Source organism: Kocuria sp. CPCC 205297, from assembly GCF_040981035.1.
GTDB lineage: Bacteria > Actinomycetota > Actinomycetes > Actinomycetales > Micrococcaceae > Kocuria > Kocuria marina.
In genome coordinates this window covers 96,220-119,180 of sequence record NZ_JAVKPY010000003.1, presented here as the reverse complement: position 1 = coordinate 119,180, position 22,961 = coordinate 96,220, and the positions used below count along the sequence as shown (strand labels likewise).

The 22,961-nt window shown below is 68.6% G+C and carries 24 protein-coding genes; 18 read left to right on the top strand and 6 right to left on the bottom strand.

Annotation, left to right across the window (positions count from 1 at the left end):
- Positions 1–6: 6 nt before the first annotated feature.
- From RF650_RS03550 to murA, 7 genes are all read left to right on the top strand, one after another.
- Complete coding sequence (locus RF650_RS03550) at positions 7–558, top strand: F0F1 ATP synthase subunit B (RefSeq protein WP_064845325.1); 552 nt, start codon at positions 7–9, stop codon at positions 556–558.
- Positions 559–596: 38 nt separating this feature from the next.
- Complete coding sequence (locus RF650_RS03545) at positions 597–1,370, top strand: F0F1 ATP synthase subunit delta (protein WP_368814096.1); 774 nt, start codon at positions 597–599, stop codon at positions 1,368–1,370.
- A 169-nt stretch (positions 1,371–1,539) separates the two neighbouring features.
- A complete protein-coding gene (gene atpA, locus RF650_RS03540) occupies positions 1,540–3,165 on the top strand; it encodes a F0F1 ATP synthase subunit alpha (protein WP_064845322.1) in 1,626 nt (541 codons plus the stop codon).
- A 57-nt stretch (positions 3,166–3,222) separates the two neighbouring features.
- Entirely contained in the window at positions 3,223–4,134 is a 912-nt protein-coding gene (locus RF650_RS03535) for a F0F1 ATP synthase subunit gamma (protein ID WP_368814095.1), read from the top strand.
- Positions 4,135–4,176: 42 nt separating this feature from the next.
- Positions 4,177–5,643 carry a F0F1 ATP synthase subunit beta gene (atpD, locus tag RF650_RS03530; protein WP_035964656.1) on the top strand — a complete coding sequence of 489 codons (1,467 nt, stop codon included), beginning with the start codon at positions 4,177–4,179 and terminating at the stop codon, positions 5,641–5,643.
- 2 nt (positions 5,644–5,645) lie between these two features.
- Positions 5,646–5,924 carry a F0F1 ATP synthase subunit epsilon gene (locus tag RF650_RS03525; RefSeq protein WP_064845716.1) on the top strand — a complete coding sequence of 93 codons (279 nt, stop codon included), beginning with the start codon at positions 5,646–5,648 and terminating at the stop codon, positions 5,922–5,924.
- Between the two features lie 131 nt (positions 5,925–6,055).
- The gene (gene murA / locus RF650_RS03520; RefSeq protein ID WP_131332678.1) at positions 6,056–7,339 is read left to right on the top strand and encodes a UDP-N-acetylglucosamine 1-carboxyvinyltransferase; all 1,284 of its coding nucleotides are present in this window, start codon (positions 6,056–6,058) and stop codon (positions 7,337–7,339) included.
- Between the two features lie 262 nt (positions 7,340–7,601).
- Here the strand turns inward: murA and RF650_RS03515 are convergent, their stop codons facing one another.
- The 3 genes from RF650_RS03515 to RF650_RS03505 all read right to left on the bottom strand — a co-directional run bounded on the left by RF650_RS03515 (position 7,602) and on the right by RF650_RS03505 (position 10,177).
- Entirely contained in the window at positions 7,602–7,805 is a 204-nt protein-coding gene (locus RF650_RS03515; protein WP_064845714.1) for a cold-shock protein, read from the bottom strand.
- Positions 7,806–8,097: 292 nt separating this feature from the next.
- A complete protein-coding gene (gene nucS, locus RF650_RS03510; protein ID WP_368814094.1) occupies positions 8,098–8,793 on the bottom strand; it encodes an endonuclease NucS in 696 nt (231 codons plus the stop codon).
- 202 nt (positions 8,794–8,995) lie between these two features.
- Positions 8,996–10,177, bottom strand: a complete 1,182-nt coding sequence (locus tag RF650_RS03505; protein ID WP_242670648.1) for an AI-2E family transporter — start codon at positions 10,175–10,177, stop codon at positions 8,996–8,998.
- A gap of 150 nt (positions 10,178–10,327) precedes the next feature.
- On the opposite strand from RF650_RS03505, the gene RF650_RS03500 reads away from it, so the two are divergent.
- The 4 genes from RF650_RS03500 to RF650_RS03485 all read left to right on the top strand — a co-directional run bounded on the left by RF650_RS03500 (position 10,328) and on the right by RF650_RS03485 (position 14,577).
- Positions 10,328–11,287, top strand: a complete 960-nt coding sequence (locus RF650_RS03500; RefSeq protein WP_064845712.1) for a tetratricopeptide repeat protein — start codon at positions 10,328–10,330, stop codon at positions 11,285–11,287.
- A gap of 186 nt (positions 11,288–11,473) precedes the next feature.
- Entirely contained in the window at positions 11,474–12,475 is a 1,002-nt protein-coding gene (locus tag RF650_RS03495; RefSeq protein WP_368814093.1) for an ATP-binding cassette domain-containing protein, read from the top strand.
- Positions 12,457–14,202, top strand: a complete 1,746-nt coding sequence (locus tag RF650_RS03490; RefSeq protein WP_368814092.1) for a hypothetical protein — start codon at positions 12,457–12,459, stop codon at positions 14,200–14,202. Before RF650_RS03495 ends, RF650_RS03490 begins: the two co-directional genes overlap by 19 nt.
- 24 nt (positions 14,203–14,226) lie before the next feature.
- Positions 14,227–14,577, top strand: coding sequence for a DUF3039 domain-containing protein (locus tag RF650_RS03485; RefSeq protein WP_186368835.1), 351 nt, complete (start codon positions 14,227–14,229; stop codon positions 14,575–14,577).
- A 58-nt stretch (positions 14,578–14,635) separates the two neighbouring features.
- Here RF650_RS03485 and RF650_RS03480 read toward each other — a convergent pair whose 3' ends face one another.
- Positions 14,636–14,818, bottom strand: a complete 183-nt coding sequence (locus tag RF650_RS03480) for a hypothetical protein (protein WP_312917730.1) — start codon at positions 14,816–14,818, stop codon at positions 14,636–14,638.
- Here RF650_RS03480 and RF650_RS03475 point away from each other — a divergent pair, their 5' ends adjacent.
- Positions 14,819–16,606 (top strand): DEAD/DEAH box helicase, encoded by a 1,788-nt coding sequence (locus RF650_RS03475; protein WP_167318356.1) that lies wholly within the window; start codon positions 14,819–14,821, stop codon positions 16,604–16,606.
- A 54-nt stretch (positions 16,607–16,660) separates the two neighbouring features.
- Here the strand turns inward: RF650_RS03475 and RF650_RS03470 are convergent, their stop codons facing one another.
- Together RF650_RS03470 and RF650_RS03465 are read right to left on the bottom strand one after the other, a co-directional pair.
- The gene (locus tag RF650_RS03470; RefSeq protein ID WP_144998123.1) at positions 16,661–17,278 is read right to left on the bottom strand and encodes an isochorismatase family protein; all 618 of its coding nucleotides are present in this window, start codon (positions 17,276–17,278) and stop codon (positions 16,661–16,663) included.
- Between the two features lie 14 nt (positions 17,279–17,292).
- The gene (locus tag RF650_RS03465) at positions 17,293–18,633 is read right to left on the bottom strand and encodes a nicotinate phosphoribosyltransferase (RefSeq protein WP_318545728.1); all 1,341 of its coding nucleotides are present in this window, start codon (positions 18,631–18,633) and stop codon (positions 17,293–17,295) included.
- A gap of 112 nt (positions 18,634–18,745) precedes the next feature.
- Here RF650_RS03465 and clpS point away from each other — a divergent pair, with 112 nt between their 5' ends.
- From clpS to rdgB, 6 genes are all read left to right on the top strand, one after another.
- Positions 18,746–19,048, top strand: a complete 303-nt coding sequence (gene clpS / locus RF650_RS03460) for an ATP-dependent Clp protease adapter ClpS (protein ID WP_239318339.1) — start codon at positions 18,746–18,748, stop codon at positions 19,046–19,048.
- Positions 19,048–19,623 carry a DUF2017 domain-containing protein gene (locus tag RF650_RS03455; protein WP_064845706.1) on the top strand — a complete coding sequence of 192 codons (576 nt, stop codon included), beginning with the start codon at positions 19,048–19,050 and terminating at the stop codon, positions 19,621–19,623. The genes clpS and RF650_RS03455 overlap by 1 nt, the downstream gene beginning before the upstream one ends.
- A gap of 68 nt (positions 19,624–19,691) precedes the next feature.
- The gene (gene murI, locus RF650_RS03450; RefSeq protein WP_368814091.1) at positions 19,692–20,582 is read left to right on the top strand and encodes a glutamate racemase; all 891 of its coding nucleotides are present in this window, start codon (positions 19,692–19,694) and stop codon (positions 20,580–20,582) included.
- 25 nt (positions 20,583–20,607) lie between these two features.
- Complete coding sequence (locus RF650_RS03445; RefSeq protein WP_131332683.1) at positions 20,608–21,447, top strand: MBL fold metallo-hydrolase; 840 nt, start codon at positions 20,608–20,610, stop codon at positions 21,445–21,447.
- A gap of 10 nt (positions 21,448–21,457) precedes the next feature.
- A complete protein-coding gene (gene rph, locus RF650_RS03440) occupies positions 21,458–22,267 on the top strand; it encodes a ribonuclease PH (protein WP_368814090.1) in 810 nt (269 codons plus the stop codon).
- Positions 22,257–22,958 carry an RdgB/HAM1 family non-canonical purine NTP pyrophosphatase gene (gene rdgB / locus RF650_RS03435; RefSeq protein ID WP_368814089.1) on the top strand — a complete coding sequence of 234 codons (702 nt, stop codon included), beginning with the start codon at positions 22,257–22,259 and terminating at the stop codon, positions 22,956–22,958. The genes rph and rdgB overlap by 11 nt, the downstream gene beginning before the upstream one ends.
- Positions 22,959–22,961: the final 3 nt, after the last annotated feature.

The following is a 22,961-nucleotide window of genomic DNA, read 5'->3' as shown; positions in this document are numbered from 1 at the left end:
GCGCTCATGAACGCAATGGTGTTGGCAGCTGAAGAGGGGCAGAGCCCTCTGCTCCCCAACGGCTGGGAAATGCTGATTACCTTTGTGGGGTTCGCAATTCTGCTCTTCATCGCGTACAAGTTCATCGTCCCGGCGTTCGAGAAGGTCTTCAGGGACCGCGCTGACGCCATCGAGGGTGGACTGGCCAAGGCCAAGGCTGCTCAGGCCGAGGCCAAGGCCGCTCGCGACGAGTACAACCAGCAGCTCGAAAGTGCCCGGCTCGAGGCCCAGAAGATTCGTGAGGAAGCTCGCTCCGAGGGCGAGAAGATCCTGGCGGACTTCAAGGATCGCGCCAACCTCGAATCCGCGCGGATCACCGAGAACGCGCACAAGGCCATCGAGGCCGAGCGTGCGGCCGCTGTGGTCTCACTGCGTGACGAGGTGGGCACTTTGGCAACACAGCTCGCGTCCAAGATCGTCGGGGAGTCCTTGAACGACGACGATCGCGCCAACCGCGTGGTCGATCGTTTCCTGGCTGATCTCGAGGCCGAGCAAGGTCGCACGGGAGCTGCACGGTAATGGCAGAAGCATCGAACGAACCCTATCGTCCGCTCTCCGTGGACGTTGACCGCTGGGCATCTGCCGCGAGTCCCGAGATCGCACACCAGCTGTTCGAGATCCTGGACATCGTGGACGAGAACGGCGCACTGCGCCGCGCTCTCACGGATCCCTCCCGGCCCGCAGAGGACCGCGCCCGGTTCGTGCACACGCTGCTCGACGGCCGCGCGCACGAGGTGGCCGTGGAGGTCGTCGCCGAACTCGCATCCCAGCGCAGCGCCACCGAGCGCCAGCTGGGTGACGGGATCGAACGCACGGCCGTGTTGTTCGCGGCCGCGTCCGCCGAGAACCGCGGCGGCGTGAACGCGCTCGAGACCCTCGTGGACGAACTGATCCGGTTCAAGTCCGTACTGGATCACTCCACCGAGGTGCAGAACGCGTTCTCGGACTCGCGCGCGAGCGCGCAGGCCAAGGTCACCCTGGCCCGTCGTCTCATGACGACGAGCTCGGAGGAGGTGTCCTTGCTGATCGAACGCGCGGCGAGCGAACCCCGGGGCGCACTACCCGGTCGCCTGCTCGGGCACTTTGCCGAGTGGGTCGCGGACCGTCAGCAGCGCTGGATCGCGCGGATCACCACGGCTCGTCCCCTCCGGGAGGACCAGACGGAGAAACTGCGCCAGGGTCTGAACCGGCTGTACGGACGGGACCTGAAGCTCACCACGGAGGTGGACCCGTCGTTGGTGGGTGGCCTGCGGGTGCAGGTGGGCGAGGAGGTCATCGACGGATCGGTGACCCACCGGCTGGAACAGTTGCAGCAGCGGATCGCAGCCTGATCCCCGCGCGCAGCGGGGATCGCGGGGAGTCGGTCGATGCCGGCATCTCGTCACGTTGCCCCCCGACCGCTGAGGCGGCCGCACGGCGAGGGGGCAACGCATCGCGACAAGTACAACCGTGGTCATGGCTCGAGCGATGATCACAAGACGTAGAGAGCAGGGACAGTAGATGGCCGATGTGACCATCAATGCCGATGAGGTCCGTAGTGCGCTGAATGAGTTCGCGGCGTCCTACGATCCCGGCAATGTGGAACGAGTAGAAGTCGGACGCGTGTCGTCCGCCGCGGACGGTATCGCGCATGTGGAGGGCCTGCCCTCCGTCATGGCGAACGAGTTGCTCAAGTTCGAGAACGGGGTGCTGGGCCTGGCCCTGAACCTCGACACCCGCGACATCGGCGTCGTGGTGCTCGGTGACTTCCAGGGCATCGAGGAAGGCCAGGAGGTGCACCGCACCGGCGAGGTGTTGTCGGTGCCCGTGGGCGAGGGCTACCTCGGCCGCGTCGTGGACCCCCTGGGCGAGCCCCTGGACGATCTCGGACCCATCGCCACCGAGGGTCGCCGCGAACTGGAGCTGCAGGCTCCGGGCGTGACCATGCGTAAGTCGGTGCACGAGCCGCTGCAGACCGGCATGAAGGCCATCGACGCCATGATCCCGATCGGGCGTGGCCAGCGTCAGCTGATCATCGGTGACCGCCAGACCGGTAAGACCGCGATCGCGGTGGACGCCATCCTGAACCAGCGCTCCAACTGGGAGTCCGGTGACGTGGACAAGCAGGTGCGCTGCATCTACGTGGCCATCGGTCAGAAGGCCTCCACGATCGCCGCGGTGCGCCAGACCCTCGAGGACAACGGCGCCCTGGAGTACACCACGATCGTGGCCGCTCCCGCGTCCGAGTCCGCCGGTCTGAAGTACCTGGCCCCCTACTCGGGTTCCGCGATCGGTCAGCACTGGATGTACGGCGGCAAGCACGTGCTCATCGTGTTCGACGACCTCTCCAAGCAGGCCGAGGCCTACCGTGCGGTGTCGCTGTTGCTGCGCCGCCCGCCGGGACGTGAAGCGTACCCGGGTGACGTCTTCTACCTGCACTCGCGCCTGCTCGAGCGTTGCGCCAAGCTCTCCGACGAGCTGGGCGCGGGCTCCATGACCGGTCTGCCCATTATCGAGACCAAGGCGAACGACGTCTCGGCGTTCATCCCGACCAACGTCATCTCCATCACCGACGGCCAGATCTTCCTGCAGTCGGACCTGTTCAACGCCAACCAGCGTCCCGCCGTGGACGTGGGCATCTCGGTGTCCCGCGTGGGCGGTGCCGCGCAGGTCAAGGCCATGAAGAAGGTCTCCGGCACGCTGAAGCTGGACCTCGCGTCCTACCGATCCATGCAGGCGTTCGCCATGTTCGCCTCGGACCTGGACGCCGCGTCCCGTCAGCAGCTGATCCGCGGTGAGCGGCTCATGGAGCTGCTCAAGCAGCCCCAGTACACGCCGTACCCCGTCGCGGACCAGGTCGTGTCCATCTGGGCCGGTACCACGGGCCAGCTCGACGACGTCGACGTCGCCAACGTCGCGGACTTCGAGCGCGCGCTGCTGGACCAGGTCCGGCGCACGACCAACGTGATGGACTCGATCAACTCCACGGGCAAGCTCGAGGACGACGCGGTCGAGGCGCTCAAGACGGCCGTGGCCGAGGTCAAACGGGACTTCCACGGTTCCAAGCACGGGATCGAGGCCGGGGTCGAGGAGCACGAGTCCCTGGGCGCGACCGCTGTGAACCAGGAAACGATCGTCAAGAAGTAACCGTTCTCGTGGTGCGCCGGGATCCGGCGCACCACGGCGGTGCCGAAAGGAAATTTCATGGGAGCGCAGATTCGGGTCTACCGACAGAAGATCGCGTCCACGTCGTCGATGAAGAAGATCTTCAAGGCGATGGAGATGATCGCGACCTCGCGCATCAACAAGTCCCGTCAGAGTCTCGAAGCCGCGTACCCGTACGCCAATGCGCTGACCCGCGCGGTCTCCCAGATCGCCACGCAGCACAACATCTCCCACCCCCTGACCACCGTCCCCGACGATGTGCGGCGTTCGGCCGTCCTGGTGTTCACGTCGGACCGCGGGCTCGCGGGGTCCTACTCCTCCAACGTGCTCAAGCGCACGGAGGAGTTGCTCGAGCTGTTGCGTTCGCAGGGCAAGGAAGCGCGCGTGTACCTCGTGGGCCGCAAGGCCAAGGCGTACTTCGACTTCCGGCACCGTGACTACGACGAATTCTGGACGGGCAACACGGACAACGCCACGACCGAGCGCGCCGAGGAACTCACGGAGCAGTTGATGCGCGACATCAACGCCCCGTACGAGGACGGTGGCGTGGACGAGGTGCTGCTCGTGTACACGCAGTTCAACTCCATGGTGAACCAGGAGCCCCGGGTGTTGCGCCTGCTGCCCCTGGAGGTCGTGGACGCGAACGACCTCGGGGACGAGATCTCCGAGCGTTACGAGGCCCTCGAGGAGACGCAGAACAACTTCGAGTTCGAGCCGAACGCGGAGGAGCTCTTCAACCAGATCCTGCCCCGGTACGTGAAGGCGCGGATCTACTCCGCCCTGTGCCACGCGGCGTCGAGCGAGCTTGCATCCCGCCAGCGCGCCATGAAGGCCGCCGGGGACAACGCGACCGAGCTCATCAAGAAGTACACGCGCTTGATGAACAACGCCCGCCAGGCCGAGATCACCACCGAGTTGACCGAAATCGTCAGTGGCGCCGAGGCACTGTAGCCCGCGCTGCCCGCCCTTGCCAGCCGAAACGAAGTGAGAGAAATGACTGCCACAATCAACGACCAGGCCACCCAGCCGGTCTCGGAAGGTGCCACCGGCCGCATCGCCCGGGTGATCGGGCCCGTGGTCGACGTCGAGTTCCCCGAGAACCAGGTCCCCGACCTCTACAATGCGCTGACCGCGGACTACGAGTTCAACGGCCAGCCCCGCCGGATCACCTTCGAGACGGCACAGCACCTGGGCACCAACGTGGTGCGCGCGATCTCCCTGCAGCAGACCGACGGTCTGGTGCGAGGGACCCCCGTGCAGGACACGGGCGCCCCCATCTCCGTGCCCGTGGGTGACGTGGTCAAGGGCCACATCTTCAACGTACTCGGTGACGCGCTGGACCTGCCCACCTCCGAGCTGGACATCCAGGAGCGCTGGCCCATCCACCGCAAGGCCCCGTCCTTCGCGGAGCTCGAGGGCAGCACCGAGATGATGGAAACGGGCATCAAGTCCATCGACCTGCTGACCCCCTACATCAAGGGCGGTAAGATCGGCCTCTTCGGCGGCGCGGGCGTGGGCAAGACCGTGCTGATCCAGGAGATGATCACGCGTGTGGCCCGCAACTTCGGCGGCACCTCCGTGTTCGCCGGCGTTGGTGAGCGTACCCGTGAGGGCAACGACCTGTGGGTCGAGATGGAGGAGGCAGGCGTTCTCAAGGACACCGCCCTCGTGTTCGGCCAGATGGACGAGCCGCCCGGAACGCGTCTGCGCGTGGCCCTGACCGGTCTGACCATGGCGGAGTACTTCCGCGACGTGCAGAACCAGGACGTGCTGTTGTTCATCGACAACATCTTCCGGTTCACGCAGGCCGGTTCCGAGGTCTCCACGCTGCTGGGCCGGATCCCCTCCGCCGTGGGCTACCAGCCCACCCTCGCGGACGAGATGGGTGTGCTCCAGGAGCGCATCACCTCGACCCGTGGTCACTCCATCACGTCCATGCAGGCCATCTACGTGCCCGCTGACGACTACACCGACCCGGCTCCCGCGACCACGTTCGCGCACCTGGACGCGACCACCGAGCTCTCGCGTGAGATCGCCTCGCGTGGTCTGTACCCCGCGATCGATCCGCTGTCCTCGACCTCCCGCATCCTGGACCCGCAGTACGTGGGCCAGACCCACTACGACGTGGCCACCCGCGTCAAGGGGATCCTGCAGGAGAACAAGGAACTGCAGGACATCATCGCGATCCTCGGTGTCGAAGAACTCTCCGAGGAGCAGAAGGTCGTGGTCTCCCGCGCCCGCCGCATCGAGCAGTTCCTGTCCCAGAACACCTACACCGCCAAGCAGTTCACCGGCGTGGAGGGCTCCACGGTTCCCCTCGAGGAGACCGTCGAAGCCTTCGGCAAGATCTGCGACGGCGAGCTGGACAACGTCCCCGAGCAGGCGTTCTACAACGTCGGCGGCCTGGACGACGTCATGCGGCGCTGGGACGAGATCAAGGCCGAGACGGGCGAGAAGTAATCATGGCCGAACTCATCGTGGAAATCGTCGCCCTGGATCGCAAGATCTGGACGGGTACCGCGCGCCTCGTGCGGGTACGCACCACCGAGGGCGACATCGGCATCATGCCGGGACACGAGTCCATGGCGGGGCTGCTCAAGCCGGGGGAGTTCGCCATCGACCGTGTGGACGGCGACCGTCTCGTGGGCAGCATCGACTCCGGGTTCGTCTCCGTGGACAACAACCGTGTCACGGTGGTTGCGGACGAGGTCTCCCTGGATTCGGAGGCGCGTTCCGCCTGAGCGGTACCGCGTGACCGGTCGACGTCGACCCTCGTGCCTTCGGGTGCGGGGGTCGACGTCGTTCGCCTACCGTGGTGCGCTGGCCCAGGTGTCACGGCGGACTGTCCCGTACTCGTGATCGAGGAGAATGCATGGAAGAGAAGATCGAAGTACACGGGCCCACGAAGGTCAACGGTGAGCTGCCCGTGTACGGCGCCAAGAACAGTGTGCTCAAGCTCATGGCTGCGGCGCTGCTCGCCACGGGCCGTTCCACGATCACCAACGTCCCCGAGATCCAGGACGTCACGATCATGGCGGAGCTGTTGCGCCGGCTCGGGTGCGAGGTCTCGTACGAGCCCTCGGCGCACAGCGTGACCATCGACGTCCCGGAGGAGCTCGGTCACCAGGCCGACTACGACCTCGTGCGGGCCATGCGGGCGTCCATCTCCGTGCTGGGCCCGCTCATGGCGCGCTGCCTCCAGGCCGAGGTCGCCCTGCCGGGCGGGGACGCGATCGGAACCCGGGGCCTGGATATGCATCGCGCGGGACTCGAGGCCATGGGGGCCCGGCTGACCATCGAACGCGGGTTCCTGCGAGCTAGTGCACCGGACGGTCTGACGGGTGCGACCTATCGACTGGGCTACCCCTCCGTGGGGGCCACCGAGAATCTGATGACCGCGGCCACGACCGCCCGGGGCGTCACGGTGTTGGACAACGTGGCCCGCGAACCGGAGATCGTGGACATCGGCCGGATGCTGCAGGCCATGGGTGCACGGATCGAGGGGCTCGGTTCCACCACGATCATGGTCGAGGGGGTCCCGCGGCTGCACCCGGTCACGCACCGCACGGTCCCGGACCGCATCGTGGCCGGGACGTGGGCCTTTGCCGCCGCGGTCACGGGCGGTCGCGTGGAGATCGCGGGTGCGGAACCGGAACACCTGGACGTGGTGCTGGCCAAGCTGCGCTGCGCGGGTTGCGAGATCAACACCGCCGATGGGCGGTTCGTGGTGCGCGGTCCCGAGCGGCCCAAAGCCATCAACGTCTCGACCCTGCCCTATCCGGGGTTCCCCACGGATCTGCAACCGTTCGTGGTGGCGCTCAACGCGGTGGCCGAGGGTAGTGGGATCATCACGGAGAACGTGTTCGAGGCCCGGTGGGGATTCACCGCGGAGCTTGAGCGGCTCGGTGCGCGTGTGCGCCTGGACGGGCATCACGCCCGGGTGGACGGCGTCCCGTCGAACAAGCTGTCGGGTGCTCCCGTGGAAGCCATGGACATCCGGGCCGGCGCGGCTCTCGTGATCGCGGGGATGGCGGCCCACGGGGTCACCGAGGTCTCCGGGGCGGGGCACATCGACCGCGGCTACGAGCACTTCGTGGACCATCTGGCCGGAGCGGGAGCCAAGGTGCAGCGCCGCATGGCGCGCAGGTGGAACTGACCGCCCCCGCGGCGCTCCTCGGATAACCCGCCGCGCCCACCCACACCCCTGCTCCTACTCAGCAGAAGCAGATTTTGGCGCGCTGAGCTGCTTCTGCTCCACTTGACATTCTGTGGAGTGGGATTGCCGCGGCGTGCGAACGTCCTGTGCGTCCCGGCATCTGCCCCTCAGCTCACCCGGCCCCGCGACTCGCTCGCGTCACAGCGGGCGCGAGAAAACCCCCGCCACCTCGAAAGGCGACGGGGGTTTCGTCCGGCGAATATCAGATGACGTTCACGCCGGTGGCCTGCGGGCCCTTCTGGCCCTGACCGATCTCGAACTCGACGCGCTGGTTCTCTTCGAGGGTGCGGAAGCCGCCCGACTGGATTTCGCTGTAGTGCACGAAGACGTCGCCATCAGCGTCGTCCGGCGTGATGAAGCCGAAGCCCTTCTCTGCGTTGAACCACTTAACGGTGCCCTGAGCCATAATGGGGCATCTCCTTCTGGAGTATGTAGTGCGTGCACACGATTGTGCACCTGAACCGGTACCGCGAGAAGGCTGTGGATGCGGCTCACAAGATGTTGTGCCACAGCGCCAGTCAGAACTTCACGCTCGCTACCATTCCTGCGAGCATGTCAAACATGATGCGAGAACACCTCAAGCATCACACACTGTCGTCCCAGGGTCAATCGGCATCAGGTGATTTACTACGAGGTCCGAGAATATGACCGTTTTCCTCCCACGCTATCCGCAGACGGGTTCCGGCATAGGGGGCTGATCAGAAGAGGCGGGACTGGGTGTCCACGTTGCCGCGCATCTCGTCGTAGTCCAGGGTCAGGCACTCGATGCCGCGGTCGCGCGCGAGGACACGGGCCTGCGGTTTGATCTGCTGGGCCGCGTAGACACCTCGCACGGGGCTCAACAGGGGATCGCGGTTGAGCAGTTCGAGGTAGCGGGTCAGCTGCTCCACGCCGTCGATGTCACCGCGGCGCTTGAGTTCCACGGCCACCGTGGCCCCGCCGGCGTCCCGCGCGAGGATGTCCACGGGGCCGATGCCCGTGGGGTACTCGCGACGCACCAGGGAGAACCCGTCCCCGAGCAGGGTGATCTGCTCGGCGAGCAACCGCTGCAGATCGGCCTCCACGCCGTCCTTGACCAATCCGGGGTCCGTGCCGAGGTCGTGGGTGAGCTGGGAGTGGACGGTCATGATGTGGATGATCAGCCGGTCGTCGGACTTGCCCGCCTGGACCTCCCACACCTCGCTCACACCGTCCGCGGCAAGCTCGTCGGAGGGTTCGCGCACGTGCATCGTGGCGGGCGGGCTCATCCAGTTCAGCGGTTTGTAGGATCCGCCGTCGGAGTGGATCAGCACCGAGCCGTCCGCCTTGAGCATGATGAGCCGACGAGCCAGGGGCAGGTGCGCGTTCAAGCGCCCTTCGTACCGGACCGAGCAGTCTGCAATCACTAAACGCACCAGGACAGCCTAGCGGTCCGGCTGCCCCTGGCTGACGCGCTCTTGTGCACCGGCGACGATGCCGCGCGTCGGCATGGGCGGCAACGGCACGGAGCTGCCGCCGCGGACGACGGCCCGCACCTGCCTGCTCGGACGACGACGCGCCCCCACCTGCACGGGCGACGACGCGGCGCGGCGGGGTACAACGGCGTCGCCGCCGCCGTCAGCGCGCGTCCTGCCGCGGGACGAAGACCTCGCGCACCAGCAGCAGTCCCGCGGCCGCGGTGGGGATGGCGACGAGCGCACCGAGGATGCCCCACAGCGCACCGCCGGCGGCCACCGCGATCACCGCGACCGCGCCGGGAACGGCCACCGCGCGGGCCATGATCCTGGGCGAGACCACGTAGGCCTCGAGCTGGAGGTACGCGAAGTAGCACAGGGCAAACGGGATCGCGGTGTCCCACCCGCCGAGCGTGGCCATGAGCGTCACGAGGATGCCGGCGAGCACGCCACCCACCAGGGGGACGAACGCGAGCAGCGCGACGAACAGGACCAGCAGTGTGGCGTAGGGGACCCCCGTGACGTTCATGAGGATGAACGCGACGAGCGCGTTGAGCAGTGCCACGCACGCCTGACCCATGACGTAGTTGCCCACGCCCTTGGTCATCTGGTCGCCCAGGTGCTTGACCCGGGCGCGCTTGCTCGCGGGGGCCAGGCGATAGCACCAGGCCTTGATCGTGGGCAGCGAGAAGAGGAAGTACAGGCTCAGCGCCATGACGATGAGCGTCCCGGTCACTGCATTGATCACCACGCCGCTCACGCTCACGACCGAACCGAACATCCCGCCCAGTAGGTTCTCGTCCGTGGCGAGGCGTTCCTGGAAGGCCCCGGTGGTGTGTTGCACGGACGCGGCGATGTCGAAGCGGTCGTCCAGGCCCTGGAACAACTCGGAGTTCATGAACTCGGTCACGAGCTCAGGGGCGCGGGCCACGAGTTGCTGGGCCTGCTCGATCATGCGGGGGACCACGACCATGATGAACGCGGTGATCACCAGGGCCAGGGCCAGGATCACCACCCCGGCGGCCACCGCGCGGGGCAACCCCTTGGTCTCGAGCCGGCGGACCAGGGGATCCATCCCCAGACAGATGAACGCGGCCGTGACGATCCACCCCACGAGCCCGCCCACGTTGGTCAGCACGTAGTAGCCCAGCAGCGCGATCCCCACGCCCACGGTGAGCAGGAAGCCCGTCTGGATGGGATGCGTCCGCGTGTTCACGGGGTGGTCCCACGGCGCACGCCGCACGGGCTCTCCACCCGCAGCGGGTTCGGGCGGCACCTCGAAGCGGTGGCGGGTCGGACGGAAACGCGCGGGGGGCCGACCCTGCGCTCCTGGGGATGTGCTCACGCCGGAAGCGTACAACGCTGGGCCGCTGGGACTTCCAGCGTTCCCGGTGCACATAATGGGAGCAAAAGACACCCGTCCGTGCGCCCGGGAACAGGGCGCACGATCGAGTCCGCGTCCCATGTCGCGGACTCGCCGTCGAAGGAGGTTCCCATGAGCGAATTCCCCCGTTCCACCCCGGACCAGCAGCCCCCACGGGACGAGCAAGCGGTTCCTGCGTCCGTGCGCGGTGCCGTGGATCTCGGCGCGTCGGGCGGTGCCCGGACGGGTGCGCCGAACGACGACGCCGCGGCGGCGTCCGCGGGCGCCGGTAGCTATCGCGTGGAGCTGACCACCGCGAACTTCCAGCGCTACGCCGAGGCGTCCGCGACGTACCCTGTGGTCGTGGTGCTGCACGCGCCCCAGAGCCCGGAGTCGGAGACGTTCGTGGACGTGGTCGGGCGGGTCGTGGACGAGTTCCGGGGTCGGCTCATGCTGGGGACCGTGGACGCCGCCGCGGAACCGCAGATCGCGCAGGCGTTCCAGGCGCAGACCGTTCCCACCGTGCTCGCATTGCTCGGTGGGCGCGTGGTGCCGCTCGTGAACTCCACGGTCTCGGAACAGCAGTTGCGTGAGCTGCTGACCGAGCTCGTAAGCCTCGCGCAGCAAAACGGCGTCACGGGAACGGCCGAACCGGTCGCGGCGAACGAGCCCAAACCCCTGCCCCCGCTGCACCAGGAGGCCCTGGACAAACTCGAGGCCGGGGACCTGGCCGGCGCGGAGGCCAGTTACAACAAGGCGCTCGCGGAGAACCCGGGTGACCACGACGCCAAGCTCGCACTCGCCCAGGTGCACCTCTTGCAGCGCGTGAGCGCGATGGACGCGACCGCCGTGCGGGAAGCCGCGGCCGCTGATCCCACGAACGTGCAGGCCGCTCTGGACGTCGCGGACCTGGACCTCTCCGGTGGGCACGTGGAGGACGCGTTCCGGCGCCTGCTCAACCTCGTGCGCACCACGGCCGGGGACGACAAGGATGCCGCGCGTGCGCGTCTCGTGGACCTCTTCGACGTCGTCGGCGCGGAGGATACCCGCGTGGTGGCCGCGCGCGCCCAGTTGATGCGGGCGCTCTTTTAGGCTGCCGCTGATGTCCGGGCTGCGGCTGAAGTCGACCGGTACGGGCGGTGGGCCTTGCGGCGACGCGCGGCCCCGGACGGGCGTCGTTCAGCGGCCCCGGTGAAGGGTTGGGGGGATCCTCGGGTCGACAGTGACGAGGTCCGGTGAATCCGCCATGCCACGCGGGTCACTCAGTACATTGGTGACATGAGTAGCCCAGTGAACGGACCCACGACCCCGCGCCGCGAGCCCGCCCCCGGCGCCGGGGGACCCGTGGTGAACAACCCCTCGACCGAGCAGCAGGGAGCACCCCGGCACGCGGCGCCCTCTGAGCATGCGGCACCCCCTGAGGCCGCCCAGCGGTATGCGGCGCCCCATGCCACCACGCAGTACGCTCCCCGAGACCCCGCGCCGCACTCCGGCACGGGGACGCCCGCGCTCGCCGTGCGGGACCTCACCAAGTTCTACGGCCAGTCCGGCCGACCCGCCGCGGATCATGTGAACCTCACGGTGCCGCGGGGCTCCTTCTACGGCCTCGTGGGGCGTAACGGCGCTGGCAAGACGACCACGCTGTCCATGGCCACGGGATTGCTGCGCCCCTCCGCGGGCTCGGTGCTCGTGGGCGGGGGAAGCCGCGACGAGCTGGTGGACGTGTGGCGTGATCCCGTGACCGCCAAGCGACGCATGGGTGTGCTGCCCGACGGCGCCCACCTGTTCGACCGGCTCACGGGACGCCAGCTCGTGACCTACTCGGGTCTGCTGCGCGGGATGGACCGCGAGCTCGTCGCGCAGCGGACCGAGGACCTCATCGTGGCCATGGACCTGCAGGACGCAGCGGGGCGCCAGGTGCAGGACTACTCCGCGGGTATGACGAAGAAGATCGCCCTGGCCGCGGCCATGATCCACGCACCGAGCCTGCTCGTGCTGGACGAGCCGTTCGAGTCGGTGGACCCGGTCTCCGCCGCGAACATCCGATCGCTGCTGCACCAGTACACGAATTCGGGCGGCACCGTGGTGGTCTCGAGTCACGTGATGGACCTCGTGCAGCGCATGTGCGATCACGTGGCCGTGATGGACCAAGGCCGTGTCCTCGCGCAGGGGACCATGGACGAGGTGTGCGCCGGCATGTCCCTCGAGGACCGGTTCGTGTCCTTGGTGGGCGGACGCACCGAAGCGGGGGAGGGGTTGCAGTGGCTGCGTCCCGAGTGAACGACCCGCGCGACGCCGCGGCTCCCGACCACCTCGACACCGCATTCGCAGAAGGCCCCGCACAGGACGTCGCGCCCGACGCCGCCGTTCCCGCCTCCGTGCGCCCCTCGCACAGCGGGGGTGAACCCGTCACGCGCAGCATCGGGGCGTTCGAGGAGGCCCGGCGGTTGGCCGGGCTGAAATGGCGCGTGCTCATCAACACCCTGACCCGCAGCACGTGGATCCTGGTGGGCACGATTCTGGGTGGCCTCTACGCACTGTTCCTCCTGGGGATGGCGCTGACCGCGTTGATCGCGCTCGGGGGTGAAGCCCTCGAGACCGTGGTGGTCGCGTCGGTCCTGCTGGGTTCCCTGCTGCTCGTGGGCTGGTGGCTCGTACCGCTGGTCTCGTCCAAGGCCGACTCCACGCTGGACCCTTCCCGGCTCGCCTTGTTCCCCCTGAGCACCACGGGTCTGGTGGCCGGCCAGGTGGCGGGCGCGGTCGTCGGGATCCCGGGGGTGTTGACCGTGATCGCCCTGCTCGGCTGGCTGTTCTCGTGGCGCGGTTCCACGGTGGCGCTCATTGCGGCAATACCGTGCGCGATCATCGGCGCCCTGCTCGCGTTCGTCGGTTCGCGCTGCGTTACGGCCCTGGGCGCGAACGTCGCGAAGGGGCGGCGCACGAACGAGATCATCTCCATGGTCGTGCTGGTTCTCGTTGTGCTGCTGGGGCCCCTCATCTCCTTGTTCGCGACCGGCCTGGGCCAGGTGTGGCAGCTGCTGCCCACATGGGCGGGAGTACTCGCGTGGACCCCCCTCGGTGCGATCTGGGCGGTCCCCGGCGACGTCGCGTCGGGTCACTGGCTCGCGGCCCTCGCCCGTGTCGTGATTTCCGTGGTCACGCTGCTCCTGCTCGTGGTCGCCACGCGTGCGGGTCTGCGCCGCGCCCTCGGCGACGCCGCCGGCGGAGCCGCCCGGGGGACGTCCCGCCCGCAGGAGGGCGTCGGTCTGTTCGACCGGTTCCCGGCGAACCAATGGGGTGCGGTGGCCGCACGGTGTCTCACGTACTGGCTCAAGGACCCGCGCTACTCGGCGTCGCTGCTCATGATCCCCGCGATCGGGGCGGTCTCCTGGTTCATCGCGGGTGAGTCGGGGTTCAGTCTGTGGGCGCTGCCCCTGTTCGTGTCGCTGCTCATGGCGTACGCGATCTCCGCGGACGTCTCCTACGACAACACCGCGTTCAGCCTTCACGTGCTGGCACCGGTCTCCGGGCGTGCGGATCGGCTGGGGCGCGTGGTGGCCCTGCTGATCGTGGCCGTGCCGCTGGTGCTGCTCTCGATCGTGCTCTGGCTCGCGGGCGTGCAGCGCTGGGACGCCCTGCCCGCCGTGGTGGGCGTGTGCGTGGGGATCCTGCTCGGTGGCGCCGGCGTGGTCTCGATCGTCTCGGCCCGGTACACGTATCCCACGCCGCCCCCGGGCGCGTCCCCCATGAAGACACCCCAGGGGTTCACGATCCTCAACCTGGTGGTGCAGTTCGTGATCATGGGTCTCATGGCCCTGCTCGCGCTCCCGGCCGGGATCCTGCTGATCGTGTACCTCGTCACGGGAGCCGCCGTGTGGTGCTGGCTCGCGCCCGCCGTGGGCCTCGTGGAAGGCTTCGTGGTGTTGTGGATCGGCGTGCGTTCGGGCGGTAAGTGGCTGGACGCGCGCGGGCCCGAACTACTCCAGGAGGTGGCCGCCTACCGGTGAGCCGGGCCCGGTGCTCGGGGTAGAGTGGGGGACATGGAAATCACCGAAGCCCAGGAATTCACGGGTCCTTCCGTGCGCTCCTCCCGGGTGATCAGCAACGGTCTGTTCGGCACGAAGCCCGAGACCGTGGGTGGCACCTCCACGATCGAGCGCGAGGACACCCGGCAGCTGCAGGAACCCGGTGATCACGAGCGGTTCGCGCACTACGTCCGGAAGGAGAAGATCATGGAGTCGGCACTGTCCGGCGAACCCGTGATCGCCCTGTGCGGCAAGGTGTGGACCCCGGGTCGGGATCCCCAGAAGTTCCCCGTGTGCCCGGAGTGCAAGGAGATCTACCAGGGCCTGCGTCCCGGCAAGGACGAGCCCGAGAACTGACCACCCTTCCCTTCTCGTGAGGTCCCGCGCCGGGCGGGACCACCGGCGGCGCCCGCGCTCAGCGGGCGCCTTTGCCGTGCGGGGCCGCGCGGGCGGCGTCATCGTCCGTGCCTCGTACGACGGCGATCCGAGCGTCGTCGTCCGCGCGAGCGAGACCCCTGATCCGTGTGACGGGACCGGAGTGGATGCGCGCCAACGAGCGCGCGGAGAGGACGAGCACCACGTGTCTGACAGCGATCAAATGTCCCTTTTCGGAGCCGCGGCGGATCTCCCGCCGGCCTATCCGGACCGGGCGGCGTGGGGGACCGCGCCCAAGTTGCGCGCGTGGCAGGCGGAGGCGATCCACCGCTACGAACAAGCCCAACCGCGTGATTTCATGGCCGTGGCGACCCCTGGTGCGGGTAAGACGACCTTCGCGTTGACCGTGGCCAAGAAGCTGCATGACGCGGGGACCGTTCAGCGCGTGACCGTGGTAACCCCCACGGAACACCTCAAACGCCAGTGGGCCGACGCCGCGGCGCGCGTGGGACTCGCGATCGACCCCAACTTCAAGAACGCGGACGGCCAGCACGGCCGCGGCTACATGGGCGCGGCCGTGACCTACGCACAGGTGGCCAACAAGCCGCTGCTGCATCGCGCGCGCACCGAGGCCGGGCGCACGCTCGTGATCATGGACGAGATCCACCACGCCGGTGACTCCCTGTCCTGGGGCGACGGGCTGCGCGAGGCCTTCGAACCCGCGACTCGCCGGCTCGCCCTTACGGGTACACCGTTCCGCTCGGACACCTCGCCCATCCCGTTCGTGAGCTACGAGGAGGACGGGGACGGGATCCGCCGGTCCACGGCCGATTACACGTACGGGTACGCGGACGCCCTGCACGATCACGTGGTGCGTCCCGTGATCTTCATGGCCTACTCGGGTCAGATGCGCTGGCGGACCTCGGCCGGTGAGGAGATGGCCGCCCAGCTCGGGGAGGGGTTCACCAAGGACATCACGTCCCACGCGTGGCGTACCGCCCTGGACCCGCACGGGCAGTGGATCCCGTCCGTGCTGCGCGCCGCCGATCAGCGGCTCACGCAGGTGCGGCGCACCGTCCCGGACGCCGGGGCGCTCGTGATCGCCACGGACCATCAGGACGCCAAGGCCTACGCCGAACAGTTGCACGCCATCACGGGGGAGCGGCCCACCGTGGTGCTCTCGGACGACAAGACCGCGTCCAACAAGATCGACGAGTTCTCCGAATCCGACAAGCGCTGGATGATCGCGGTGCGCATGGTCTCCGAGGGCGTGGACGTGCCCCGGTTGGCCGTGGGCGTGTACGCCACGTCCACCTCCACGCCGCTGTTCTTCGCCCAGGCGGTGGGTCGCTTCGTGCGCGCCCGCAAGCGCGGGGAGACCGCGTCCGTGTTCCTGCCCTCGGTGCCCACGCTCATGGCGCTCGCAAACTCCATGGAGGAGGAGCGGGACCACGCGTTGGACAAGCCCAAGAACATGCCGGGGGTCGTGGACTTCGACCAGCCCATGGAAACGGGCTGGGACGACGACCTGCTGGATGAGGCCAACCGCGAGGACAAGGCGTCGTCGTCCCTGGCCCAGGGCAACTTCCAGGCCCTGGACTCGGACGCGTCCTTCCACGGTGTGCTCTTCGATGGCGGCGCCTTCGGCGGTGGCGCGGCGGTTGGTTCCGAGGAGGAAGCCGAATACCTGGGGATCCCCGGGTTGCTCGACGCGGACCAGGTCTCGGCCCTGCTGCGGGAGCGGCAATCGCGCTCGGCCCAGCGCAACGGTCGGAGCGGCCATGACGCACCCCAGACCCCCGCGGTGCCGGATCACCGCCGCCTGAAGGACCTGCGCTCGCAGCTGTCCAAGAACGTCTCCGCGTGGTCCGCGCGCACCGGAACACCGCACGGGGTGATCCACAACGAATTGCGCACCAAGTGCGGAGGCCCGGCCGTGGCCCAGGCCTCCGAGGACCAGCTGACCGCACGGATCGCCCTGTTGCAGCGCTGGTTCATCGGCCGGAAGTAGCCGACGCGGCGACGCGGCCAAGCGGCGCGGCCCGCACGGCGGCGCGGCGGGCGTTCAGTCCAGGCCGGTCACGACCTCCGCGCCCGCGGCCTCGAGTTCCTCGACCGCCCGCTCACCGGACTCGGCTGCCACGGGCGCGGTGAGCGGCAGCAGCACCCGGGTCTCGTAGCCGGCCTCCACGGCGTCCTTGGCGGTGGCCAGCACGCAGTGGTCCAGTGCGAGACCGACGACGTCCACGGCCTCGACGCCGCGTTCCTGCAGCCAGTCGTCCAGGCTCACGCGTTCTTCGTCGGAGTCCTCCTCCGATTCCCCCATGGGGACGTCCACGTCCGGGGCGGACAGGCCCTCGAAACCGGAGTAGGCGGCGTCGTATGCGCCCTTACGGAAGTACTCCGTGACGTACTCGGTGTCGAGATCGGGGTGCGTGTCAGCGCCGGTGGTCTCTGCGACGCAGTGCACGGGCCAGCTCGTGACGAAGTCGGGGGTGTCGCTGAAGTGCTCCCCGGGGTCAACATGCCAGTCCTGGGTCGCGGCCACGGCAACGTAGTCGCCGTGGTGGTCCTCGAGGTACTCGGAGACCTGCGCGGCGACCGCCGCCCCGCCTTCGACGGCCAGGCTGCCGCCCTCGCAGAAGTCGTTCTGGATGTCCACGATCAGCAATGCAGTGCGCATAGCTACCTCCCTGGTCAGTGTGCGGTTCCGGGTTCGATCACGGTGGGGATCACGGGCTCGCCCTCGGAGAGTCGGCGCGCCGCGCGGGGCAGTTCGGCCACGGAATCGACGTGGCGCTGCCGGGCACGGGTGACGGCCTCGGGGCCCGTGTAGCCGTCGTGCAGCTCGCCGCCGGTGACGTAGTCCACGAGCAGGGGTCGGTCATCGCCGTCGTCCTCGGGCACGTGCGACACGCCCACGATCTCGTGTGTGGCCACGCCCTGGGGATCACGACGGCGCAGCGCGTACTTCTCGCCGCCCACCGACTTCTTGCCGGAGGACGCCTTGGCCACGGGTTCCATGGCGCCCGAGGCGCCCTCGCGCGAGACGAGCTTGTAGACCATCGACGACGTGGGGGCACCCGAGCCCGTGACGAGGCGCGTGCCCACGCCGTATGCGTCCACGGGAGCGGCGCGCAGGGCGGCGATCGCGTACTCGTCCAGGTCGCTGGTGACCGTGATCCGGGTGTTGGAGTTGCCGAGCTTGTCGAGCAGCGCGCGCACGGACGTGGCCTGCGTCACGAGGTCGCCGGAGTCCAGGCGTACGCCCCCGAGGTCCTTGCCCGCGATCTCGACGGCGAGCGTGACGGCCCGTTCGACGTCGTACGTGTCGACCAGAAGGGTCGTGGACACACCCAGCGCGTCCAGTTGGGCGCGGAACGCCTGCTCCTCGGAGTCGTGCAGCAGGGTGAACGAGTGGGCCGCGGTGCCCACGGTCTTGACCCCGTAGCGGAAACCGGCCTCGAGGTTGGAGGTCGAGTCGAAGCCCGCGACCACGGCGGCGCGGGCCGCGGCCACGGCCGCCTGCTCGTGGGCGCGGCGCGATCCCATCTCGATGCACGGGCGCTCTCCCGCGGCACCCACCATGCGGGAGGCCGCCGAGGCCACGGCGGAATCGAAGTTCAGGACGGAGAGGATGTAGGTCTCCAGGACGCACGCCTCGGCAAACGAGGACTCCACGCTCAGCAGCGGCGAGTGGGGGAAGTACGTCTCGCCCTCGGCGTAGCCGCGGATCTGGCCGGTGAAACGGAAGTTCTCGAGGTACGCCACGGTCTGGGCGTCCACCACGGCGGTGTCCCGCAGGAACCGCAGCTGCTCGTCGGTGAATCGGAACTGCTCGAGCCCCTCGAGCACCCGGCCCATCCCGGCGAACACCCCGTAGCGGCGGCCGTTGGGGAGTCTGCGGGCGAAGACCTCGAACACGCTGCGGCGGGACGCGGTGCCTGCCCGGAGCGCGGCCTGCAACATGGTGAGCTCGTAGTGGTCCGTCAGCAAGGACGTGGGCTGCGGGTGCCAGGAATAGGTGTGCTCGTTCACGTGGCCAGCCTAGTGGGCCGTCCGTCGTGCGCACATCCGTGTCCCCGTGACTACCATGGAGGCGATGTTCACTACGCACCGCGCCGTCCCCGCCCGGATCCCGGCCGTCCAGATGAGCTCCGCGCCGGCGGAGTCCCCCGTGCTCGAACGGGAGGAGCAGGCGGTCACGGCCATGAACGTGCCGTGGAACGTGGTGGTGTGGGACGATCCCGTGAACCTCATGAGCTACGTGGTCTACGTGTTCCGCGTCCACTTCGGCTACTCGGACGCCAAGGCCCGCACACTCATGCTCGAGGTGCACAACCGGGGCCGCTCGATCGTGTTCACGGGAACCCTCGAGGAAGCGGAGACGCACGTGAGCTCGCTGCACGGCTACGGCCTGTGGGCCACGTACGAGAAGGCGGGGGAGCACTGATGGCGCACGGGTTCAAGCGCACGCGCAAGGGCATCGTCGGCCGGTTCGAGGCCCCCGAGGTGCGGTTATTGCAGAAACTGTTCTCGGACGTGGGGGAGACCCTGGCGCCCGCAGCGCGCGAGGACGGACCGGCTCGCAACGACGACCCGCTCGAGGCGCTGCTCGGCTGGGACGAGGAGGTGGCCGAACCCACGGACCCGGCGGTGCGCAGGCTGCTGCCCGCGGCGTCGTCGGACCCGGAACAGGCCGCGGAGTTCCGGCGACTCACGGACCGCTCGCTGCGCGAACGCAAGACCGCGGCATTGCGTGCGTCCTCCCTGGCCCTGGAATCCCAGCCCGTGGTGCTGAGCGTGGCGCAGGCACAGGACTTCGCGCGCTCGCTCAACGACGTCCGCCTGGTGCTGGCCTCCCGGCTGAACATCGACTCGACCGAGGCCGCCGAGCGCGTGGCCGAGCTGACCGACTTCGGGCGGGCCGAGGACGTGGAGCAGTACATGGGTGTGGTCTACAACTTCGTCTCCTGGCTTCAGGAGACCCTCATGAACGCGCTACTGAAGACCCTGCCGCCCCGGTGACCGGGGATCGCCAAGGTCACACGTCTCATGCGCGAGGGCGCGCGCGAAAAGCACTACAGTTTTCCGGTATGCAGGTGCACGAACGTCCCACCGGTCCCAATCCCAACTCGCCCATCGGCGTGTTCGATTCGGGTGTGGGCGGGCTCACGGTGGCGCGGGCGATCATCGACCAGCTGCCCAACGAGGAGATCCTCTACGTCGGTGACACCGCGCACGGCCCCTACGGGCCCCTGCCGATCGCCGAGGTGCGTTCCAACGCCCTGCGCATCATGGACGACCTCGTGGACTCCGGGGTCAAGCTGCTCGTGATCGCGTGCAACACCGCGTCCGCCGCAGTGCTGCGGGATGCGCGCGAGCGTTACACGCGCGGTTACAACATCCCCGTGACCGAGGTCATCCAACCCGCGGTGCGCCGCGCGGTGGCCACCACGCGCTCCGGTCGGGTGGGGGTGATCGGCACCGAGGCGACGATCGGCTCGCGCGCGTACGACGACACGTTCGCGGCCGCACCCCAGCTCGAAATCACGTCAGCGGCGTGCCCCGAATTCGTGGAGTACGTGGAGCGCGGCGTCACCACGGGGCCCGATCTGTTGCGCACCGCCCAGCACTACCTCCAGCCCCTCAAGGACGCGAGCGTAGACACCCTGGTGCTCGGGTGCACGCACTACCCGCTGCTCACGGCGGTGATCTCTTACGTCATGGGCGAGAGCGTGAACCTGGTCTCGTCCTCGGAAGAGGCCTCGCGGGACGTCTACCGCTGCCTGCTGGACAACCACCTCGAGCGGGATCCCGAGCTCGCTCCCCACCACGAATTCCTGGCCACGGGGGACCCCGTGAGCTTCGAGGTCCTCGCCCAACGGTTCCTGGGCCCCGAAGTGGTCCGCGTCCGGCACACGGCGTCCGTCGCGGAGCAGTACCCCACCGGTTCCCTCGCCACGATCCACGCGGCTCAGCGCTGAGTCGGCACCAGAAAGGCGATCACCCATGATCCTCACAGTGATCGGTAACACCGGAAGTTTTCCCGGGCCCGATGCCCCCGCCTCGTGCTACCTGCTCTCCGGCGAGGACGCGCACGGGCGCACGTGGCGCATCGTGCTGGACATGGGCAACGGTGCCCTGGGTGTCCTGCAGCGCCACATCGACCTGCACGAGATCGACGCGATCATGCTCTCCCACCTGCACCCGGACCACTGCGTGGACGTGGGCGGTCTGCACGTGGCCGTGAAGTGGGATCCCCGCGGATGGCAGGGCGGTCGCATCCCGATCTACGGTCCGTCCATGCTGCACGGCTACCTCAACCAGCTGCACCTGTTGCCGCCCGAGCACTCGATGGACACCGAGTTCGACTTCCACGTGTGGCAGGCCAACCAGCCCGTGACCGTGGGTCCGTTCACGGTCACACCCCACCCAGTGAACCACCCGTGCCCCGAGCCCTATGCGCTGCGCGTCGAGTACCGCGGGGCCCAGGGCACGGAAGTCCTCACGTATTCGGGGGACACCGACGTGTGCGACGAGCTCGTGGCAGCGGCCCGCGACGCGGACGTGTTCCTGTGCGAGGCCGCCTACCAGGAGGGCCGCGAGGACCATCTGCGCGGGATCCACCTCACGGGCAAGCGCGCGGGAGAGACCGCGACCGCCGCGGGTGTGCGTCGGTTGCTGCTGACCCACCTGCCCGTGTGGAACTCGGTGGACACGGCCACGGCGGAGGCCGCCGGAGCGTTCTCCGGTCCGGTCACGGTGGCGCGCGTGGCCACGAGTTACGACGTTGCCGGGCCGACCGACCAGTCGTTCACTGCATTGGCAAGCGCGGTGACCGGGGACTAGGCTGAAACCCATGACTTCGCCTACCGAGCCGGCACGATCCACCGAGAGTTCCACGGGCGAGGGTGGCTCCGCCGCATCGGGGCTGGTACGAGCGGACGGGCGCGCCGTCGACGAACTGCGGCCCATCACCATCACCCGCGGTTGGTCCGAACAGGCCGAGGGTTCCGCCCTGATCGAATTCGGCGGCACCCGTGTGCTGTGCACCGCGTCCCTCACGGAGGGCGTGCCTCGCTGGCTCAAGGGTGAGGGCCGGGGTTGGGTCACCGCGGAGTACGCCATGCTCCCGCGCGCCACCTCCACGCGCTCGGCCCGCGAATCGGTCAAGGGCAAGGTCGGTGGCCGCACCCATGAGATCTCGCGTCTGATCGGCCGCTCCCTGCGTTCGATCATCGACCTCAAGGCCCTCGGGGAGAACACCGTGGTCCTCGACTGCGACGTCCTGCAGGCCGACGGCGGTACGCGCACCGCGTCCATCACCGGCGCGTACGTCGCGCTCGCCGAGGCCATCCGCTGGGCCCACGACAACGGTATCCTCAAGCCGCGGGTCAACCCCCTCATCGACACGGTCTCGGCCGTGTCCGTGGGGATCATCGACGGTGTACCCATGCTGGACCTGCCGTACGTGGAGGACGTGCGCGCGGAAACCGACATGAACGTCGTCGTGACCGGCTCGGGGGACTTCGTGGAGGTCCAGGGCACGGCCGAGGGCGCACCGTTCAAGCGCGCCGAACTGGACGTGCTGCTCGACCTCGCCGTGGGCGGGTGCGCCCAGCTGGCCGAGATCCAACGGGAGACCCTGGAGGCCACCCGTGGCCGATGACGTACGCGGTGCCCGCGTGGTGCTCGCGACACAGAACGCGGGCAAGGTGCGCGAGCTGCAGGCCATGCTCCGCGACGCGGGGCTGACGGATCCCGGGATCGTGGTGGACGCGCGCACGGCCGGGCTGAGCGACGTCGTCGAGACGGGCGTCACGTTCCAGGAGAACGCGCTGCTCAAGGCGCGCACTGCCGCCGCGGAGACGGGACTCATCGCGCTCGCGGACGACTCGGGACTCAGCGTGGACGTCATGGGCGGCGCCCCGGGCATCTTCTCCGCGCGGTGGAGCGGGGTCCACGGCGACGACGCAGCCAATCTCCAGCTGCTGCTTGCCCAGCTCGGAGACATCGCCCCCGAGAACCGCCGCGGCTCCTTCCTGTGCGCCGCCGCGGTCGTCGCACCGGACGGCGCCGAGCACGTGGTCACGGGTGAGCTGCCCGGGAACATTCTGCGCGAACCCGCGGGGGAGAACGGGTTCGGCTACGACCCGATCTTCGCCCCGGACGGCCAGGACGGCCTCAGCTGCGCGCAGTTGAGCCCAGAGCACAAAAACAGGATCAGCCATCGTGCGCAGGCCATGGCCGCCGTGTTGCCGCACTTGTTGCAGCTGCTCACGGGTTTGAGTGGGACCGCGCGGCAGGACGGGCCGGAAGCCGCAGTGGCGTCCCCCCTGGAACCGGAGCCAGAGGACTGACCC

Excerpts from the sequence above, each read along its gene's own strand:
- RF650_RS03470 (WP_144998123.1), bottom strand. The coding sequence starts at position 17,278 with ATGCGCACTGCATTGCTGATCGTGGACATCCAGAACGACTTCTGCGAG.
- atpA (WP_064845322.1), top strand. The coding sequence starts at position 1,540 with ATGGCCGATGTGACCATCAATGCCGATGAGGTCCGTAGTGCGCTGAAT.
- RF650_RS03500 (WP_064845712.1), top strand. The coding sequence starts at position 10,328 with ATGAGCGAATTCCCCCGTTCCACCCCGGACCAGCAGCCCCCACGGGAC.
- RF650_RS03455 (WP_064845706.1), top strand. The coding sequence starts at position 19,048 with ATGGCGCACGGGTTCAAGCGCACGCGCAAGGGCATCGTCGGCCGGTTC.
- rph (WP_368814090.1), top strand. The coding sequence starts at position 21,458 with ATGACTTCGCCTACCGAGCCGGCACGATCCACCGAGAGTTCCACGGGC.
- RF650_RS03515 (WP_064845714.1), bottom strand. The coding sequence starts at position 7,805 with ATGGCTCAGGGCACCGTTAAGTGGTTCAACGCAGAGAAGGGCTTCGGC.
- RF650_RS03535 (WP_368814095.1), top strand. The coding sequence starts at position 3,223 with ATGGGAGCGCAGATTCGGGTCTACCGACAGAAGATCGCGTCCACGTCG.
- RF650_RS03525 (WP_064845716.1), top strand. The coding sequence starts at position 5,646 with ATGGCCGAACTCATCGTGGAAATCGTCGCCCTGGATCGCAAGATCTGG.
- clpS (WP_239318339.1), top strand. The coding sequence starts at position 18,746 with ATGAGCTCCGCGCCGGCGGAGTCCCCCGTGCTCGAACGGGAGGAGCAG.
- atpD (WP_035964656.1), top strand. The coding sequence starts at position 4,177 with ATGACTGCCACAATCAACGACCAGGCCACCCAGCCGGTCTCGGAAGGT.
- RF650_RS03475 (WP_167318356.1), top strand. The coding sequence starts at position 14,819 with ATGTCCCTTTTCGGAGCCGCGGCGGATCTCCCGCCGGCCTATCCGGAC.
- RF650_RS03550 (WP_064845325.1), top strand. The coding sequence starts at position 7 with ATGAACGCAATGGTGTTGGCAGCTGAAGAGGGGCAGAGCCCTCTGCTC.
- RF650_RS03445 (WP_131332683.1), top strand. The coding sequence starts at position 20,608 with ATGATCCTCACAGTGATCGGTAACACCGGAAGTTTTCCCGGGCCCGAT.
- RF650_RS03495 (WP_368814093.1), top strand. The coding sequence starts at position 11,474 with ATGAGTAGCCCAGTGAACGGACCCACGACCCCGCGCCGCGAGCCCGCC.
- murA (WP_131332678.1), top strand. The coding sequence starts at position 6,056 with ATGGAAGAGAAGATCGAAGTACACGGGCCCACGAAGGTCAACGGTGAG.
- murI (WP_368814091.1), top strand. The coding sequence starts at position 19,692 with ATGCAGGTGCACGAACGTCCCACCGGTCCCAATCCCAACTCGCCCATC.